This is a genomic window from Micromonospora sp. WMMD882 (assembly GCF_027497255.1).
GTDB lineage: Bacteria > Actinomycetota > Actinomycetes > Mycobacteriales > Micromonosporaceae > Micromonospora.
Genome location: NZ_CP114903.1, coordinates 3,514,238 through 3,531,981 on the forward strand (window position 1 = coordinate 3,514,238; position 17,744 = coordinate 3,531,981).

The 17,744-nt window shown below is 72.1% G+C and carries 17 protein-coding genes; 9 read left to right on the forward strand and 8 right to left on the reverse strand.

What is annotated here, in order from left to right:
• The first annotated feature begins 86 nt into the window (after window positions 1–86).
• A complete protein-coding gene (locus O7606_RS14550; protein ID WP_281594565.1) occupies window positions 87–1,217 on the forward strand; it encodes a DUF4349 domain-containing protein in 1,131 nt (376 codons plus the stop codon).
• Here O7606_RS14550 and O7606_RS14555 read toward each other — a convergent pair.
• Together O7606_RS14555 and O7606_RS14560 are read right to left on the reverse strand one after the other, a co-directional pair.
• Window positions 1,174–2,433 (reverse strand): amidohydrolase, encoded by a 1,260-nt coding sequence (locus tag O7606_RS14555; RefSeq protein ID WP_281594566.1) that lies wholly within the window; start codon window positions 2,431–2,433, stop codon window positions 1,174–1,176. The genes O7606_RS14550 and O7606_RS14555 overlap by 44 nt on opposite strands.
• Before the next feature lie 368 nt (window positions 2,434–2,801).
• Window positions 2,802–4,385, reverse strand: coding sequence for a methylmalonyl-CoA mutase family protein (locus tag O7606_RS14560; protein WP_281594567.1), 1,584 nt, complete (start codon window positions 4,383–4,385; stop codon window positions 2,802–2,804).
• 207 nt (window positions 4,386–4,592) lie between these two features.
• Here O7606_RS14560 and O7606_RS14565 point away from each other — a divergent pair, with 207 nt between their 5' ends.
• Together O7606_RS14565 and O7606_RS14570 are read left to right on the forward strand one after the other, a co-directional pair.
• Window positions 4,593–6,884, forward strand: a complete 2,292-nt coding sequence (locus O7606_RS14565; RefSeq protein ID WP_281594568.1) for a protein kinase — start codon at window positions 4,593–4,595, stop codon at window positions 6,882–6,884.
• Between the two features lie 74 nt (window positions 6,885–6,958).
• The gene (locus O7606_RS14570; protein WP_281594569.1) at window positions 6,959–8,629 is read left to right on the forward strand and encodes a phospho-sugar mutase; all 1,671 of its coding nucleotides are present in this window, start codon (window positions 6,959–6,961) and stop codon (window positions 8,627–8,629) included.
• A gap of 136 nt (window positions 8,630–8,765) precedes the next feature.
• On the opposite strand, the gene O7606_RS14575 is transcribed toward O7606_RS14570, so the two are convergent.
• From O7606_RS14575 to O7606_RS14585, 3 genes are all read right to left on the reverse strand, one after another.
• A complete protein-coding gene (locus tag O7606_RS14575; protein ID WP_281594570.1) occupies window positions 8,766–9,134 on the reverse strand; it encodes a hypothetical protein in 369 nt (122 codons plus the stop codon).
• Between the two features lie 134 nt (window positions 9,135–9,268).
• The gene (locus O7606_RS14580) at window positions 9,269–10,450 is read right to left on the reverse strand and encodes a helix-turn-helix domain-containing protein (RefSeq protein ID WP_281594571.1); all 1,182 of its coding nucleotides are present in this window, start codon (window positions 10,448–10,450) and stop codon (window positions 9,269–9,271) included.
• Window positions 10,447–10,596: a hypothetical protein gene (locus O7606_RS14585; protein WP_281594572.1), complete on the reverse strand. Its 150-nt coding sequence runs from the start codon at window positions 10,594–10,596 to the stop codon at window positions 10,447–10,449. The genes O7606_RS14580 and O7606_RS14585 overlap by 4 nt, the downstream gene beginning before the upstream one ends.
• A 194-nt stretch (window positions 10,597–10,790) precedes the next feature.
• Between O7606_RS14585 and O7606_RS14590 the strand changes: the two genes are divergently transcribed.
• The 3 genes from O7606_RS14590 (at window position 10,791) to O7606_RS14600 (ending at window position 12,151) form a co-directional block, all read left to right on the forward strand.
• The gene (locus O7606_RS14590; protein WP_281594573.1) at window positions 10,791–11,558 is read left to right on the forward strand and encodes a DUF5753 domain-containing protein; all 768 of its coding nucleotides are present in this window, start codon (window positions 10,791–10,793) and stop codon (window positions 11,556–11,558) included.
• On the forward strand, window positions 11,549–11,740 hold the full coding sequence (locus O7606_RS14595) for a DUF397 domain-containing protein (protein WP_281594574.1): 192 nt from the start codon (window positions 11,549–11,551) through the stop codon (window positions 11,738–11,740). The genes O7606_RS14590 and O7606_RS14595 overlap by 10 nt, the downstream gene beginning before the upstream one ends.
• A 177-nt stretch (window positions 11,741–11,917) precedes the next feature.
• Window positions 11,918–12,151, forward strand: coding sequence for a hypothetical protein (locus O7606_RS14600; RefSeq protein ID WP_281594575.1), 234 nt, complete (start codon window positions 11,918–11,920; stop codon window positions 12,149–12,151).
• Window positions 12,152–12,377: 226 nt separating this feature from the next.
• Here the strand turns inward: O7606_RS14600 and O7606_RS14605 are convergent, their stop codons facing one another.
• From O7606_RS14605 to upp, 3 genes are all read right to left on the reverse strand, one after another.
• Window positions 12,378–12,599 carry a GntR family transcriptional regulator gene (locus O7606_RS14605; RefSeq protein WP_145820059.1) on the reverse strand — a complete coding sequence of 74 codons (222 nt, stop codon included), beginning with the start codon at window positions 12,597–12,599 and terminating at the stop codon, window positions 12,378–12,380.
• 166 nt (window positions 12,600–12,765) lie between these two features.
• Window positions 12,766–13,446, reverse strand: coding sequence for a GPP34 family phosphoprotein (locus O7606_RS14610; RefSeq protein WP_281594576.1), 681 nt, complete (start codon window positions 13,444–13,446; stop codon window positions 12,766–12,768).
• A gap of 76 nt (window positions 13,447–13,522) precedes the next feature.
• Entirely contained in the window at window positions 13,523–14,155 is a 633-nt protein-coding gene (upp, locus tag O7606_RS14615) for a uracil phosphoribosyltransferase (RefSeq protein WP_281594577.1), read from the reverse strand.
• A gap of 141 nt (window positions 14,156–14,296) precedes the next feature.
• On the opposite strand from upp, the gene deoC reads away from it, so the two are divergent.
• The 3 genes from deoC to O7606_RS14630 are packed head-to-tail and all read left to right on the forward strand — an operon-like array spanning window position 14,297 to window position 17,507.
• A complete protein-coding gene (deoC, locus tag O7606_RS14620; protein ID WP_281594578.1) occupies window positions 14,297–15,256 on the forward strand; it encodes a deoxyribose-phosphate aldolase in 960 nt (319 codons plus the stop codon).
• Between the two features lie 3 nt (window positions 15,257–15,259).
• Window positions 15,260–16,690 (forward strand): aldehyde dehydrogenase family protein, encoded by a 1,431-nt coding sequence (locus O7606_RS14625; RefSeq protein ID WP_281594579.1) that lies wholly within the window; start codon window positions 15,260–15,262, stop codon window positions 16,688–16,690.
• Window positions 16,683–17,507 (forward strand): aldehyde dehydrogenase family protein, encoded by an 825-nt coding sequence (locus O7606_RS14630; protein ID WP_281594580.1) that lies wholly within the window; start codon window positions 16,683–16,685, stop codon window positions 17,505–17,507. Before O7606_RS14625 ends, O7606_RS14630 begins: the two co-directional genes overlap by 8 nt.
• Window positions 17,508–17,744: the final 237 nt, after the last annotated feature.

The window sequence follows — 17,744 nt, forward strand, 5'->3', positions numbered from 1 at the left end:
GACCGGGATCGCGTCTCGTCTGATCGATCGCCCGTGTCCGCGGGTCGGGCAGCCGACCGGGACGGGCCTCGGAGAACGGAGCGAACATGGTCGACATCGGACGCCGCCGCTGGGGTGCGGCGGCTCTCACGTTGGGGCTGGCCGCGGCGCTCGCCGTCAGCGGATGCAGCAGCAGCGACTCGGGCGGCGACGAGAACGCGGCCGACGCCCCGGCGAACGTGCCCCCGGCCGCCGCGCCGGAGCAGGGCGACGCCGACCAGGGTGGGGACGCCGCCGCCACGCAGCGTGGCGGGGCCGGCGCGGACCTGCGGGTGGACCAGCGGGCCATCGTCTACCGCGGGTCGATCATGGTCGAGGTGAAGGACGTCGACCAGGCGGCCCGGGAGGTGACCGCGTTGGCCACCGCTGTCGGCGGGTTCGTCGGCGGCGACCAGCGGCGCACCGTCGACTCCGACGCCCGCGCCGAGCTGGAGCTGCGGGTGCCGGCGGCGAAGTTCACCGGCGCGGTCGACGAGGTCGCGAAGCTGGGCCGCCAGCAACGACGGGAGATCCATACCGAGGACGTCACCGAGGAGACCGTCGACCTGGACGCCCGGATCGTCACCCAGCGGGCCCGGGTGGACAACGCCCGCCGGCTGCTGTCCCGGGCCACCTCCATCGGCGACCTGGTGTCGCTGGAGAACGAGCTGGGCCGCCGCGAGGCCGACCTGGCCTCGCTGGAGGCGAAGAAGCGCCGGCTGGCCGACCTGACCGCGCTCTCCACGCTCACCGTGACGCTGGTCGGGCCGAACGCCCGGCCGGTGGAGACCGGGGAGAGCGGCTTCTGGGCCGGGCTGACCGAAAGCTGGCGGGTCTTCCTGGAGTCGGTCACCGTGCTGGTCACCCTGATCGGGGCGCTGCTGCCGTGGCTGGTCGCGTTCGGCCTGCCGGCCTGGCTGGCCTGGCGGCTGCTGCGCCGCCGCCGGCGTCCCACGTCACCGGCCCCCACCGCCGGGCCGCTGCCGCGCCCGCGCGTCGGGCCGATGCCGCCGGCCCCCGCCGGTGGGCCCGGACCCTACCCGTCCGCTGACGGGCCCGGTGACCCGTCGGGCCCGGTCCGGCCCGCCGGTGGACCCACGGGCACGCCCACGGGTCAGCCGACGTCGGCCACCCCCACCGGGACCGCGCCCGGGGTCAGCGGACCGCCGCCAGCGCCCGGAGCGCGGTCTGCACCATGAGTCGGACGCCGACGGTGATGCACCGCTCGTCCACGTCGAAGGACGGGCGGTGCAGGTCCAGGTTGGGTCCGGACCGGCCGACGCCGAGCCGGGCCAGGGCGCCGGGGACGTACTCCAGGTACCAGGAGAAGTCCTCACCGCCCATGCTCTGCGGGGTCTCCGCGATCCCCTCCGGGCCGAGCGTGTCGGCGGTGGCGGCGGTGAGCACCTGGATCGCCCGCGCGTCGTTGCTGACCGGCGGGCGGCCCCGCAGGTACTCCAGGTCGACGGTGGCGCCGGTGGGCGCGAGGACGTCCCGCACCACCTGGGCCACGATCTTGGGAGCTTCCTCCCAGGCGTCCCGGTCCATCACCCGCAGGGTGCCGGCGGCGACCGCCTCGGACGGGATGACGTTGTAGCGGGTGCCGGCGGACGCCTGACCGAACACCAGCAGCAGCCCGCTGCTGGCCGCCACCCGGCGACTGACCAGCGCCGGCACCTCGGTGACCAGGCGACCCAGCGCGTCGACGAGGTCGACGGTGAGGTGCGGCCGGGCGGTGTGGCCGCCCGGCCCGGTCAGTCGGACGGTGACGTTGTCGGCGGCGGCGGTGATCGGGCCGACCCGCAGGCCGATCTGCCCGACCGGCAGGTTCGGGTCGCAGTGCAGGGCGAAGATCTGGGCGACGTCCTCCAGCCCGCCGGCCTCGATGACCTCCAGCGAGCCGCAGGGCAGGATCTCCTCGGCCGGCTGGAAGATCAGCCGGACCCGGCCGGGCAGCTCACCGAGGTCGGCGAGCTGGGCCAGCAGCATGCCGACGCCGAGCAGCACGGTGGTGTGCACGTCGTGCCCGCAGGCGTGGCAGACCCCGTCGACCGTGGAGCGGTACGGCACGTCCTTGGCGTCGGTCAGCGGCAACGCGTCGATGTCGGCCCGCAGCGCGACCACCGGGCCGTCCGGGCGACCGTCGATGTCGCAGATCACCCCGTTGCCCTTGGGCAGCATCCGGGGGCGCAGCCCGGCCAGGGACAGCTCCCGGGCGATCAGGGCGGCCGTCTCGAACTCCTCGCCGGAGAGCTCCGGATGGGAGTGGATGTGCCGACGGGTGGCGACGAGACCGGGCGCCCGGAGCGTGAGCAGATGGTCCAGCTCGAACGGCAGGGGCTGGGATCCGGCAGGCGCCTCGGGTCGGGACGACACCGGATGGCTGCCGTTGGGCAGCGTCAACGCACTCGTCACGTCGGTTTCTCGATCACTGTCGGTGGAATGGGACTCGGACAGCCTAGACCGTCGACGGTGACGCTGCGCAACTTCGTTACGGTGATCGTCGGACCGCGAAGCGTCACTCCACCCCTGGTCGGAGCGCTCCGCGGCGTACGAGACAGCAGGTGGATCGCGGTCGGACGGCCTCATCTGTCCCACCCCTCCTACGCCGCGTAACCAGCGGGACGACAGTGACCGGTCACCTGGAATCGGCGATTTTCGTTCCGAATTGTCGCATTGCCCGGCTGGTTCGGGATCCACTCCGACACCCATCCGACAGCCGGATCAGCGAAACGGTGGCGCCCCCCGGCGGGCGACACCACCGTTACCGGAAACGAACGAGGTCAGAACCGGTCGGTGGGGCGGTAGACGCCCCAGACCTGGCGCAGCGTGCCGCACACCTCGCCCACGGTGGCCCGCGCCCGCAGCGCCTCCCGCATCGGGAACAGCACGTTCTCCGTGCCCTCGGCGGCGGCCCGCAGCCCGGCGAGGGCCCGCTCGACGGCGCCGGCGTCCCGGTCGGCGCGCAGCCGGGCCAACCGGTCGGCCTGGGCCGACTCGATCGCCGGGTCCACCCGCAGCGGCTCGTACGGCTCCTCCTCGTCGACCGTGAACCGGTTGAGGCCGACCACCACCCGCTCGCCGGAGTCGATCTCCTGCGCCATCCGGTACGCGGACTGCTCGATCTCGCGCTTCTGGAAGCCGGCCTCGATCGCGTCCACCACCGAGCCGTGGTCGGCGACCCGGGTCATCAGCTCGTCCACCGCCGCCTCGATCTCGGCGGTCATCGCCTCCACCACGTACGAGCCGGCGAACGGGTCGACGGTGGCGGTCAGGTCCGTCTCGTACGCCAGCACCTGCTGGGTGCGCAGGGCCAGCCGGGCGGCCTTCTCGGTGGGCAGCGCGATGGCCTCGTCGAAGCTGTTGGTGTGCAGCGACTGGGTGCCGCCGAGCACCGCGCCGAGCCCCTGGACCGCCACCCGGACCAGGTTCACCTCGGGCTGCTGGGCGGTGAGCTGCACCCCGGCCGTCTGGGTGTGGAAGCGCAGCATCATCGACTTCGGATTCTTCGCCCCGAACTCGTCGCGCATCAGCCGGGCCCAGATCCGCCGGGCCGCCCGGAACTTGGCGACCTCCTCCAGCAGGGTCGTCCGGGCCACGAAGAAGAACGACAGCCGGGGCGCGAAGTCGTCCACGGCCAGCCCGGCGGCGATCGCCGCGCGGACGTACTCGACCCCGTTGGCCAGGGTGAACGCGATCTCCTGCACGGGCGTCGCGCCGGCCTCGGCCATGTGGTAGCCGGAGATGGAGATGGTGTTCCACTTCGGCACCTCCTTGCGACAGTACGCGAAGGTGTCGGCGACCAGCCGCAGCGACGGCTTCGGCGGGAAGATGTACGTCCCCCGGGCGATGTACTCCTTGAGGATGTCGTTCTGGATGGTGCCGTTGAGGGCCGAGCCGGCGACGCCGTTCTCCTCGGCGACGAGCTGGTAGAGCAGGAGCAGCACCGAGCCGGGCGCGTTGATCGTCATCGAGGTGGAGACCCTGTCCAGCGGGATGCCGTCGAACAGCGTCCGCATGTCCTCGATCGAGTCGATCGCCACCCCGACCTTGCCGACCTCGCCGTGCGCGATCGGGTCGTCCGAGTCGTACCCCATCTGGGTGGGCAGGTCGAACGCGACGGACAGCCCCATCGTGCCGGCCCGCAGGAGCTGGTGGTAGCGGGCGTTGGACTCGGCGGCGGTGCCGAAGCCCGCGTACTGCCGCATGGTCCACGGCCGCGAGGTGTACATCGTCGGGTAGACCCCACGGGTGTACGGGTACTCGCCGGGGCCGCCGGTCCGGGCGGCGACGTCCTCGGGGAGGTCGGCCGCCGTGTAGACGCCCCTGATCGGAAAACCGGACTCGCTGGACCGCGGTTCGCTCATCACCGGATGGTAGGACGCCCTGCTCGAAGCGGGGATGAGGGATTGCGCACAGCCGCGAGGACGAGGCCGTACGGGCGGGCCGGAGAGCAGCACGTATGGTCGTACGTGGAAGAACGCCCGCCGCGTCGGCTTTCGCATCGGGTGTCGGAACCCGCAAGATAGAGGGGTTGTGTCCCAGCCCCCTCGATTTACTCCGGTGGCTTTTCTGTGACTCAGATCCCGACGTGGAGCGGCGGACCGGCCAGTCCACCCAACGGGCGTGCAGCCCCCGGCACCACCATCGGTGGTCGCTACGAGCTGCGCTCCCCGGTGGGCAACGGCGGCATGGGCACGGTCTGGCGGGCCACAGACACGCTTCTCCGACGAGACGTGGCGGTCAAGGAGGTCGTCCTCCCGCCGGGCCTGGCGCCCAGCGACCGCGACGCGATGTACGAACGCACCCTCCGCGAGGCCCGGGCCGCCGCGGCCATCCAGCATCCGGCCGTGGTGCAGGTCTACGACGTGGTCACCGAGAACGGCCGCCCGTGGATCGTGATGGAGCTGCTGGACGCCCGCAGCCTCGCCGACATGGTCATCGAGGACGGCCCGCTGCCACCCCGCGCGGTCGCCAAGATCGGCATAGCGCTGCTCGGCGCGCTGGAGGTGGCGCACGCGATGAGCGTGCTGCACCGGGACGTCAAACCGGCGAACGTGCTGATCTGCACCGACGGTCGCTGCGTGCTCACCGACTTCGGTGTCGCCCGGATGCCCACCGACGTGCAGCTCACCACCCCGGGCATGGTGCTCGGCTCGCCGCACTTCATCTCGCCCGAGCGGGCCATGGGGCAGGATTTCGGCCCGCCGAGCGACCTGTTCTCGCTGGGCGTGACGCTCTACACCGCGGTCGAGGGGCGCCCCCCGTTCGACAAGGGCGACCCGATCGAGACGATGCACTCGGTGGTCGAGGACGAGCCGGCCCCGCCGAGCCGTAGCGGCCCGCTGACCCGGGTGCTGATGGGTCTGCTGGAGAAGGACCCGGCCCGCCGCTTCGACGTGCACACCTCCCGGGCCATGCTGCGCGAGCTGCTGGCCGGTCCGCTGGCCAGCAACGCGGCGGCGGTCAACTCGGTCACCGACCCGTACGCGGTGGTGCCGGTGCCCCGGTCCACCCCGCCGACGCCGGCGCGGGTGGAGGAGCCCAAGCCGGCCGGGCAGATCGGCGGGCGGGCGATGATCGCGCCCGAGGAGTCGCTCACCGACCGGCTCGCCGCGCTGCGCCGGGGCGGGCAGCCGAAGACCGCCCCGGCGACGTCCGCCCTGGCGGACACCAGCGCGGACGCGCTCGCCGGCCCGCTGCACACCCCGACCGGAGCGATGCCCCCGTCGACCGCCCGGAGCAAGGGTCCGGGCACCACGTACGGCGGTCGCGGCGAGCCGGGCGCGGCCGACGCCACCACGCCGGTCCGGCAGGACACCGCCCCCACGGTCCACCTCGGCCGCGCCGGTGACGCCAAGGGCGGGCCCGACGGCGACGCCAGGAGCGGTTTCGGCCCCGCGCCGATGGCCGCCGGCTTCGACCCGGTCGCCCGGGGCGGCGCCGACACCACCGCCTTCGACACCACGGCCAGGGGCGGGTTCGACGCCACGGTCAAGGGCGGGTTGCCGACCGTCGGCGGCGCCCGGCAGTCGGAGGCCACCCAACGCATCGGCGGCGCCTACGGACGACCGCCCGAGGTCACCCAGGCGGTCCCGCAGGCCGGCGGCCCGGCCGACGCCACCCAGCGCCTCGGCGGCGGGTACGCCGGGTCGACGGGCAGCCCGTGGTCGACGTCCCCGGGCGTCGCCGGCACGCCACCGTGGGCGACCGCCGGCGGCCCGCCGGCCCCCGGGCCGGGCAGCGACGGCGGTGGCCTGCTCGGGCGGGTACGGCGGTGGCCGCGCAAGGTCCAGCTCGCCGCCGCCGGTGGGCTGGTCGCGGTGCTGCTGGTCGGCCTGATCCTCGCGGTCAGCGGCGGGGACGACGAGACGCCACCGGTCCCGCAGGCCCAGCCCAGCGCTACCGCGTCACCGGCGCCCGCCCTGGAGCTGGCGGAGCACTCGGCGCGGGGCGTCACCGTGCTGGTGCCGAAGGGCTGGAAGCAGGCCAGCGGCGGCAGCTACACCGACTACACCGACCCGGAGGACAGCGGCCGGCGGGTCCGGATCATCATCGAGCCGTTCCGGACGACCTCGATGCGGTGGGCCGAGGTCGCCGCGGACGGCCTGCGCACCCGGGACTCCTGCGCCAAGCCGTACGAGCAGCTCGCCCTGGAGGAGCAGGAGCTGGCCGGGAAGACGGCGGCGCAGTTGGAGTACACCTGCGGCGAGGGGGACGCCAAGCGGCACGGGGTGTGGCGGGGCGTCGTGCACGACGGCAAGGCGTACTCGTTCTACCTGACCGCCACCGACTCCCGGTTCGCCGAGAGCAAGCCGATCTTCGACGAGATGGTCAAGTCGTTCCAGTTGACCGACGCCGGCTGAACCGCCGACGCCGGGCGCGCCGGCTGACGCGGGCCGGCGGGGCGTGGTGATCCGCCGCCGTGCTATCAAGGGGCATGGCGGCGGAACCCACTGACCTCGACGACCTGCGTGCCCGGGCCGGGCGCTGGCTCGACGACGACCCCGACCCGGCCAGCCGGGAGGAGCTCCAGGACGTCCTCGACCGGCTGCCGGCCAGCGCCCCGGAGCTGGCCGACCGGTTCGCCGGGCCGCTGACCTTCGGCACCGCCGGCCTGCGCGGCCCGCTGCGCGCCGGACCGAACGGCATGAACCTCGCGGTGGTCACCCAGGCCGCGGCCGGTCTGGTCGCCTGGCTCGCCGCCGAGGACGCCACCGGCCCGCTGGTCATCGGGTACGACGCCCGGCGCGGCTCGAAGGAGTTCGCCGAACGCACCGCCGAGGTCGCCACCGGGGCGGGACGCCCCGCGCTGCTGCTGCCCCGCCCGCTGCCCACCCCGGTGCTGGCGTACGCGGTGCGGCACCTGTCGGCGGCGGCCGGGGTGATGGTGACCGCCAGCCACAACCCGCCCGAGGACAACGGCTACAAGGTCTACCTGGGCGAGCGGCTCGGCGGGGCGACCGGGGCCGGCGCGCAGATCGTGCCGCCCGCCGACCGGGGCATCGAGGCCGCCATCCGGGCGGTCGGCCCGCTGGCCGAGGTGCCGCTCGGCCCGCCCGGCCACGTGCTCGGCGACGACCTGGCCGTCGGGTACGTCAGGTCGGCCGTCGAGGTGATCGACCCGGACGGCCCGCGCCGGCTCAAGGTGGCGTACACGCCGCTGCACGGGGTGGGCGCGGCGGTGCTCACCGCGGCGTTCAGCCGGGCCGGTTTCGGGGTGCCCGGGGTGGTGCCCGAGCAGACCGAGCCGGACGGCACGTTCCCCACCGTGGCGTTCCCCAACCCGGAGGAGCCGGGCGCGGTGGACCGGCTCGTGGCGCTCGCCGGGTCGATCGGGGCGGACCTGGCCATCGCCAACGACCCGGACGCCGACCGGTGCGCCGTGGTCGTCCCCGACAGGGCGGCCGGAGGCTGGCGGATGCTGCGCGGCGACGAGGTGGGCGTGCTGCTCGCCGACCATCTGATGCGCCGGGGCGTCCGGGGCCTGTACGCCACCACGATCGTCTCGTCGTCGCTGCTGCGGGCCATGTGCGCGGCCCGGGAGCTGCCGTACGACGAGACGCTCACCGGGTTCAAGTGGATCGTCCGGGCCGGGGACGGCGTCGAGCCGCTGGTCTACGGGTACGAGGAGGCGCTCGGTTACTGCGTCGCCCCGGAGCACGTCCGGGACAAGGACGGCATCACCGCCGCGCTGACCGTCGCCGAGCTGGCCGCCGGGCTGCGGGCCCAGGGCCGTACGCTCACCGACCGGCTCGACGAGTTGGCCGCCGAGTTCGGGGTGCACCACACCGACCAGTACGCCGTCCGGGTGACCGACCTGCGACTGATCGCCGACGCGATGGCCCGGGTCCGGGCGGCCACCCCGACCACGCTGCTCGGTCGGCCGGTCACCTCGGCGCAGGATTTGCTGCCCGGGGCGGACGTGGTGATCCTGCGCACCGACACGGCCCGGGTGGTGATCCGGCCCTCCGGCACCGAGCCGAAGCTCAAGGCGTACCTGGAGGTGGTGGAGCCGGTGCCCGACGGCGACGTGGCCGCCGCCCGGGGGCGGGCGGTCAGTGCCGTCGCCGCTCTGCGCGCCGAGGTCGCTGCTGTGCTTGCTCTCTGACTCGGTGTGGGGGTGGGTTTCCGGGGGGAGCCCACCCACTCCGGGCGGTCAAGCTTGATCCCTGCGTGGGCGGGCTCCCCCCGGAAACCCTCGGTGGCGGGTCCACTGCCGTCCGCTACGGTCACCGGAGTACTGGTCAGTTGGGCGGCACGTAGACGGGCGCGCGGTACGAGACGTACTCGCCCTCGTGCCAGCTGTGGAAGTTGTTGAGGAGCTCCCACTCGCCCTGGCAGTCGGCTTCCCGGTAGCCCTCGACGATGGTGAAGCCGTTCGTCCAGGCATGCACGAAGGTCGCCTCCGCCGGCACCGGGCGGCACACGTCGTCCGGTACGGCCTGCTGGCCGACGATCCTGTGCGGGTAGTTGGCGGTGAACGTGAGGCCGTCGGGGGGCCACGGCGACGGGAGGTCGTCGGCCGCGGCCGGTGATCCCGGCGCCGTCATCGTCAGCGTGGCGATCAGCGCGGCAGCGGCGCCGGCGGCGATCCGGGTGGTGGATCTGCGCATGGCCGTCCTTCCTGAGCGGTGGTCAGGGAGAATCACGACGAGGCCCCCGATTCGGGATCGAATCGCCTCTATCGATGCCTACGATCCGCTCCGATATTTTCGCTGTCAACTAAATGGCGGGAACATTCGGCGCGTCACCCCCCGGACGCCCGACCGTCAGGGCCGCCTGGGCGGGTCAGGCCGAGGATGGTGGCCAGTCGGGCGACGTCGGCCGCCGCCGGGCCGTGCCGCATGATCTCGGCGAGCAGGGTACGGGCGGCAGGGCGGTCACGGACCTCGGCGGGGGCGGTCCGGTCGGCGTCGAGCAGCGCCTGCCCGGCCCGGGTGCTGTCGCCGGCGTCGAGGTGGGCGCGGGTGATGTCGACCAGGTGGGCGGCGCGGTGTTCGGCGGGGAGCCGTCGCCAGCCGTCACCGCGTACGGCGTGGTCGTGTCGTCGGATGGCGTCGGTGGTGTCGCCGAGTCGGTGTGCGGCGAGGGAGCGGGCAAGCGCGACGACGGTGGGCCCGAAGTGGGTGTGGTGTGGGTCGGTGTGGTCGCCGGTGTGTCGGTCGGCGAGTTCGGCGGCGTGGTCGAGCAGGTCGTGGGCGTTGCGGCGGTCGCCGTCGCCGGCGGCGGCGAGCCCGGCCTGGAGGAACAGTGTTCCTTGCAGGTGGGGGTCGTCGGTGGTGTCCGCGGTGGTGAGGGCGGCGACGAGCGCGAGGTGGTGGTGACCGAGCGCGCGGAGGGCCTGGGTGACCGCGACGATGGCGGTGGCGGTGAGGGTGGGTGCCTCGGCGGCGGTGGTGACGGCCCGGTCGGCGGCCAGCCAGGCGGGGCCGGGGTGGTCGAGTTTGATCAGGACGGCGGCGGTGATCCGGTAGCTGGACACGAGCAGGCTCCGGGTGCCGTGGGTGGCGTCGAGCAGGTCGGGCAGCGCGTGGAGCAGTTGTGGGTAGCGGGCGTGCTGGTAGGCCAGCCAGGCGTAGCCGACCTGCCGGGCGGCCTGTTGGGCCGTGACCGTCCGGGCGGGTCGGCGGTGGTAGTGGGCGAGGGCGGCGCGGACGGCGTCGACCCCGTCCAGGCCTTGGGCGGTGAGTGACGGTTGGCGGGGGCCGAGCAGGACTGCCGGGTCGAGGCGCAGGGCGTCGGCGATCTCCCGGATCACCGAGTAGCGGTCGAGCCGGCGTACGCCGCGCTCGACCTTGTCGACCCAGCTCTTGGACTTGCCGAGCCGGTCGGCGAAGGTCTGCTGGCTCATGCCCCGGCGGGCCCGCAGCTCGGCCACCCGCCGCCCCAGCGGTACGGAGTTGTGGTCGCGGCGGTGCGGGACGCTCACCGGTCCCCTCCCGCCGGTGGAATGGCCTGGGTGGACTCCCCGCAGCGCGGACACCACCGTGCCTTCACCCGGAACGCGAACAGGCCGAGCAGGAAACCCGGCACCAGCCCGCCGAACAACACGACCGGTACGTCTTCGAAGACCATGAGCCCTCTCGCTTTCTCCCGAGACGGTGGGCTTTCATCGGAAGGACCGGGCGGCCGGTAGGAACAGGGTCGGTGGGCTGGGAGTCCTCCACCGGTCGCGCCATCTGAAAGCCACCCTGCCTTGTGCAATGGGACCGATACACAGCGTTAGCTAAGGTCAATGGGACGCTCAGGACGTCCATTGAGGAGGCGTTGTGAACCATGGACTCATCGCGGCCATGGCAGAGGCGGGCGAGACGGCGGAAAGCCTCGCAGGTCAGATAGGCGTTGATCCGAAGACGGCCCAGCGCTGGGTGAACCCTGGACGCGTGCCACGTCCCCGTCACCGGTCGCAGATCGCCTCTCTTCTCGGCCGGGACGTAGGGGACCTTTGGCCGGACGTACTAAAGCGTAGGGAGCCTGCCTGGTTCCGTCCTTGGGCCGAGATTGAACATGAGGCGGTGGCCCTGCGCTGGTTTGAACTCGCATGGGTGCCGGGCCTGCTCCAGACCGAGGCATACGCGCGGGCCACCCTCGTGATGGCGAATTACAGCGCCGATGAGATCGACGAACTCACGTCGGCGCGGCTCCAGCGGCAGGCCATCCTTCACCGCCCACGGCCCCCGATGATCGTCACCGTGCTCGACGAGGCCGTCCTCCGGCGGCAGGTCGGACCCGACGGCACATTGATGCGCCAGCAGTGCGAGCACATCGCAGAGCGCGCCGAGCTGCCTGGCCTTCAGGTGCACGTCGTACCGGCCGACACGCCGATGTACCTCGGGATGGGCGGGTCGTTCATCTTGGCCGAGTTGCCGGACGGCGCGCGGGTGGCGCACCAGGACGGCCAGGTCAGAGCGCTGATCACCGATGAAGCAACAGAAATTGCTACCCTGGAGCGCAGGTGGGCACGCATAGTAGGCGATTCCCTACCCCGGGCGCAGTCCCTCGACCTAATCAGGAGAGCGGCAGCATCATGGACATGACCGGCGTGCAGTGGCGCAAGAGCACCAAAAGCGGCAGCAACGGCGGCGCATGCGTCGAGGTCGCCGACGACCTTCCCGGTGTCGTGCTCGTTCGAGACACGAAGGACCGGGACAACGGCATGCTCACCTTCACCCCTTCGGCTTGGCGGGCCTTCGTCGCCGAGGTCTCCGGCCGGTCCTGACCGCAAACACGCACAAAGCGCCCGTCCCCACAACAGGGGCGGGCGCTTCGCTGTGCTGGCACCGTCGATGATTCCAGCAGGCGCAGCCTGGTAGGGCCGGCAGACGTTGACGCGTCGAACACGCTGGGGTTGACCCGAGGAGCACACAGTCCCTCTGATCTGGGATATCCGTCCGAGATGCGCTCGCTGCGGCCCACCCGTGCCGAAGGGACGCATGTGAACGAAGAGCCGGTTCCGGGCCGTCAGTGCCCGGAGAACGGATGCAAGCAGACCATCACCGATGTAAACGGGCCGGAACTCCAATCGCTGAAGCCTCAGTCTGGTGGCCCGGTCCACCTGTACCGCGACGTGGACGAGCTGGTTTACAAGGCCGAGCCGTGCAAGCACCAGTACCGTCAGCGGATCGCCTAATCCCGGACGCACTTCGAGCCGGGCACCAGGCGTAACAACGGCCTGCCAGGATCGATCCTGGCAGGCCGTTCAGTGTCTCAATGCCTGGTTGCCGGTAGAACAAGCCGAGGCTGTTGGCGGTGCTGCTGGTGCAGGGGCTCCGGATGGACTTCCTGCGGAAGAAGACTCAGGAATGTAGTACGCGAGCCTGGGTCATTGCGCGGCCTGCGCTCTGAAGTCAGGGCACCTATTCGTCGGGCACGAAGACTCCGAGTCCTTGTCGGCCTTCGACCACCCCGGCCTCCAGCAGGATCTCCACGGCCTTTCGGGCGGTGCCTACCGAGGTCTGGTACTCGTCCGCGAGTTCCTTGGTGGTCGGCAGCTTGTCCCCTGGCTTGAGTAGCCCACGCTCGATCTTGACCCGTAGATCGTTCAAGATCCTGCGGTACATGGGCACGTAGGGGCGCATGTCGAAAGTTCATCACAGACGACCTGAACTTTGCCGGACGGTGAGTGAGCGGCTGGAGGAGATGCCGGATGGACCGGCTTCTCCGGGAACGTCAGCCTGGAGGACTCGGTGGCCCGCTGGGCCTGACCCGGTTTGACGTATGACGGGGCGAAGCACCGCAGGCGGGTCAGGGGCGTTTGCCGAGGGCCTGGTCGACGGCGCGGCCGAGGGCGGAGACGACGAGCGCCACCGAGGGGCGGACCACCGAGTCCTCCAGGGCGACGTCCCCGGAGAAGCCGGCGCCGCCGGCGATCTCCTCCAGCCGGCGGTGGGCGGCGTCGACCGCGTCGCCGGTCAGCCCGAGGGCGGGCTCCATCCGGACCGACAGCACCAGGGTGGCCAGCGCGGCGGTCCGCTCGTCGGGAACCGGTCCGTTGGTGAGGGCTTCGGCGAGCCGCCGCCGGGTGTCCTGCTCCACCGAGGCGTCGACCGTCGGGTACCGGTGGACGTGGATGAAGCCCAGCTCGGTCTCGTCGACGTCGCGCACCACGCCCCGCCGGCACAGGTCCCCGAGGATCTTGTCGCGTAGGCCGTGCCGCAGCCGCTGCACCCACGACGAGGGGCTGCGCGGGGTGTCGTCGGCGACGACCCGGCCGAGCACGTCGTCGAGGATCGGCTCACCGGTCGGCGTCGGGTCGACCACCACCAGGGCGCCGTTGGAGTAGGCGATCCGGCCGGCGAGCGCGAGCTCCACCAGGACCGCGGCGGCCATGCCGAGGTCAAGGCTGATCCGCGGCATCGTCGCCTTGCCGGTTTCGTCGTCGTACGCGAGGAGCAGCAACTCTTCGGCAAGCGCAACACCAGTCATGGCCGGAGACGGTAGCGGGTGCGCGCCGCCCCGCGCACGCGTCTCCGCCCGACCCGGCACGGCAGCGGGAAAAACGTCAGAACCGGGGCATGCCGCCGAACTGCCGGTCGCCGGCGTCCCCGAGACCGGGAACGATGAACTTCCGGTCGTTGAGCTCCTGGTCGATCGAGGCGGTCACCAGGCGCAACGGCAGGCCGGAACGGGCCAGCCGCTCGATGCCGACCGGCGCGGCCAGCACGCAGAGCACGGTGATGTCGGTGCAGCCCCGGTCGGCGAGCAGCCGGCAGCAGTGCTCGAGCGAGCCGCCGGTGGCCAGCATCGGGTCGAGCACCAGCACCGGCAGGCCGCTCAGCTCCCGGGGCAGCGACTCCATGTAGGCGCGCGGCTCGTAGGTCTCCTCGTCGCGGGCCAGCCCGACGAACCCCATCGAGGACTCCGGCAGCAGACCGAGCGCGGCGTCGGCCATCCCGAGGCCGGCGCGCAGCACCGGCACCAGCAGCGGCGGGTTGGCCAGCCGGGTGCCCTCGGTGTCGGTGACCGGCGTGCTCACCGGGTACTTCTCCACCGGGAACGAGCGGGCCGCCTCGTACACCAGCATGGTGGTCAGCTCGTGCAGCGCCGCCCGGAAGGTGGAGGAGTCGGTGCGGGCGTCCCGCATGGCGGTGAGCCGCGACTGGGCGAGCGGATGGTCGATCACGTGTACGTCCACGCTCGTCAACCTACCCAACGTCGGGCGGGCCGGGTTCGGGCGGCGACCGACCTCAGGTGGTCGGGCGGGCCGGAGGTGACGAGGCCGACCCCGGTCGTGTGACCAGAATCACCCCCGCGTCCGGTGCGTAGACTTCCCGGCATGACGGCGACAACGACGTCGGCCCGGTCGGATCTCTCCGAGCTGGGACGATCCCAGACCGCTCTGCGTGCCTTCCTGCACGGCCTGCCCGGGGTGGACCAGGTCGGCGCGGAGCAGCGGGCGGCCCACTTCGGCACCCGGTCCATCAAGACCACCGCCAAGGCGCAGGCGGTCGACCTGGCGATCCGGATGGTCGACCTGACCACCCTGGAGGGGGCCGACACTCCGGGGAAGGTGCGGGCTCTCGCGGCGAAGGCGTTGCGACCCGACCCGGCCGACCCGACCTGCCCGCACGTCGGCGCGGTCTGCGTCTACCCGGCGATGGTGCCGTACGTGGCCGAGGTGCTGCGCGGCAGCGCGGTGCGCCTGGCGAGCGTGGCGACCGCGTTCCCGTCCGGGCAGGCCCCCCTCGACGTCAAGCTCGCCGACACCCGGGCCGCCGTGGCGGCCGGCGCGGACGAGATCGACATGGTGATCAACCGGGGCGCCTTCCTGACCGGGCGGTACCAGGAGGTGTACGACGAGATCGTGGCGGTCAAGGAGGCCTGCGGGGACGCGCACCTGAAGGTGATCCTGGAGACCGGTGAGCTGGCCACGTACGACAACGTGCGTCGTGCCTCGTGGTTGGCGATGCTGGCCGGCGGTGATTTCATCAAGACGTCCACCGGCAAGGTGCCGGTGGCGGCGACGCTGCCGGTGACGTTGGTGATGTTGGAGGCGGTGCGTGACTTCCGGGCGGCCACCGGCCGGCAGGTGGGTGTGAAGCCGGCCGGCGGCATCAAGAACACCAAGGACGCGATCAGGTACCTGGTGCTGGTCAACGAGACGGTCGGCGCGGACTGGCTCGACCCGGACTGGTTCCGGTTCGGGGCGTCCAGTCTCCTCAACGATCTGTTGATGCAGCGCACCAAGCTGACCACCGGTGTGTATGCCGGTCCCGACTACTTCACCCTGGACTGACCCATGTTTGAGTACGCGCCCGCCCCGGAGTCCCGTGCGGTGGTGGACCTGAAGCCCTCGTACGGGCTGTTCGTCGACGGCGGGTTCGTCGACCCGACCGACGGTGGCAGCTTCAAGTCGATCAACCCGGCCTCCGAGGAGGTCCTCGCGGAGGTCGCCGAGGCCGGCCCGCAGGATGTGGACCGGGCGGTCCGGGCGGCCCGGACGGCCTTCGAGCGGGTGTGGGGGCCGATGCCGGGCCGGGACCGGGCGAAGTACCTGTACCGGATCGCCCGGATCGTGCAGGAACGCTCCCGTGAGCTGGCGGTGCTGGAATCGTTGGACAACGGCAAACCGATCCGGGAGTCCCGGGATGTCGACCTGCCGTTGGTCGCCGCGCATTTCTTCTACTACGCCGGCTGGGCCGACAAGCTCGGCCATGCTGGCTTCGGGGCGGATCCGCGGCCGTTGGGGGTGGCGGCGCAGGTCATCCCGTGGAACTTCCCGCTGCTGATGCTGGCCTGGAAGATCGCCCCAGCCCTCGCGGCCGGGAACACGGTGGTGCTCAAACCGGCCGAGACGACCCCGTTGACCGCGTTGGTGTTCGCCGAGATCTGTCAGCAGGCTGACCTGCCGGCGGGCGTGGTCAACATCGTCACCGGCGCCGGGGACACCGGTCGGGCGTTGGTCGAGCATCCGGGTGTGGACAAGGTCGCGTTCACCGGTTCCACCGAGGTCGGTCGGGCCATCGCCCGCGCGGTCGCCGGCACCGGCAAGAAACTCACCCTGGAGCTGGGCGGCAAAGCGGCGAACATCGTCTTCGACGACGCCCCGATCGACCAGGCGGTCGAGGGGATCGTCACCGGCATCTTCTTCAACCAGGGCCACGTCTGCTGCGCCGGGTCCCGGCTGCTCGTTCAGGAGTCGGTCGCCGAGCAGGTCCTCGAATCGTTGAAACGGCGGATGGCCCAGCTGCGCGTCGGTGACCCGCTGGACAAGAACACCGACGTCGGCGCGATCAACTCCGCCGCCCAGCTCGCCCGGATCACCGAGCTGTCCGACGCCGGCGCCGCCGAAGGCGCGCAACGCTGGTCACCCGCCTGTGAGCTGCCCGAACGCGGGTTCTGGTTCGCCCCGACCATCTTCACCGGGGTCACCCAGGCGCACCGGATCGCCCGGGAGGAGATCTTCGGCCCGGTGCTGTCCGTGCTGACCTTCCGCACCCCTGCGGAGGCCGTGGAGAAGGCCAACAACACGCCGTACGGGCTGTCCGCCGGGATCTGGACGGAGAAGGGCTCCCGGATCCTGTGGACCGCCGACCGGCTACGCGCCGGCGTGGTCTGGGCCAACACGTTCAACAAGTTCGACCCGACCTCGCCGTTCGGCGGCTACAAGGAGTCCGGCTACGGCCGCGAAGGCGGCCGGCACGGGCTGGAAGGGTACCTCGATGTCTGAACGGGTGACCGTGCGGAAGACGTACAAGCTGTTCATCGGCGGGAAGTTCCCCCGCAGCGAGTCAGGACGGTCATACCCGGTGCAGAACGCGAATGTCGCCCTCTCCTCACGCAAGGACGTCCGGGACGCGGTGGTCGCCGCCCGGACCGCCGTGAAGGGCTGGGCCGGCGCGACCGCCTACAACCGGGGACAGATCCTCTACCGCATCGCCGAAATGCTCGAAGGCCGCCGCGAGCAGTTCGTCGCCCTCGGCGTGCCCGCCGACGAAGTCGACACCGCCACCGACCGCTGGGTCTGGTACGCCGGCTGGGCGGACAAGCTCCCCCAGGTGTACGGGGGCGCGAATCCGGTCGCCGGCCCGTACTTCAACCTGTCCGCGCCGGAGCCGACCGGGGTGGTCGGCGTGATCGCCCCGGAACAGCCGGCGCTACTCGGCCTGGTCAGCGTCATCGCCCCCGCCATCGTCACCGGCAACACGGTCGTCACGCTCACCTCACCCACCGCGCCGCTGGCGGCGATCACCCTGGCCGAGGCGCTCGCCACCAGCGACCTCCCCGCCGGCGTGGTGAACCTGCTCACCGGCCGGGTCGCCGAAACCGCTCCGACGCTGGCCGCGCACCTGGACGTCAACGCCCTCGACCTGACCGGCGTCACCGACCCGGAGCTGGCCACCGATCTGGAGGTCAAGGCGGCGGAGAACCTCAAGCGGGTGCTGCGACCCGTCCCGTCCGACCACGACTGGACCGGTGACCCCGGCGTCACCCGGATGACGGCGCTGCTGGAAACCAAGACCGTCTGGCACCCCAAGGGGGCGTGAGACCGCGTGGGGGGTTCCGGGGGGAGCCCACCCACTCCGGGCGGTCAAGCTTGATCCCTCCGTGGGCGGGCTCCCCCCGGAAACCTACGGTCGGCACTGTCCGCGCGGTCGGCGCGGGGTATGCCTTCGGTGCGCCTGTCGAGCTGCCCCGTCCGTGCGCCCACGCGCCCGCCGTATCGCGGGCGCTCCGCCCTGCCGGATGGCGCCCCATATTCGGGGCAGCTCGACAGGCACGCC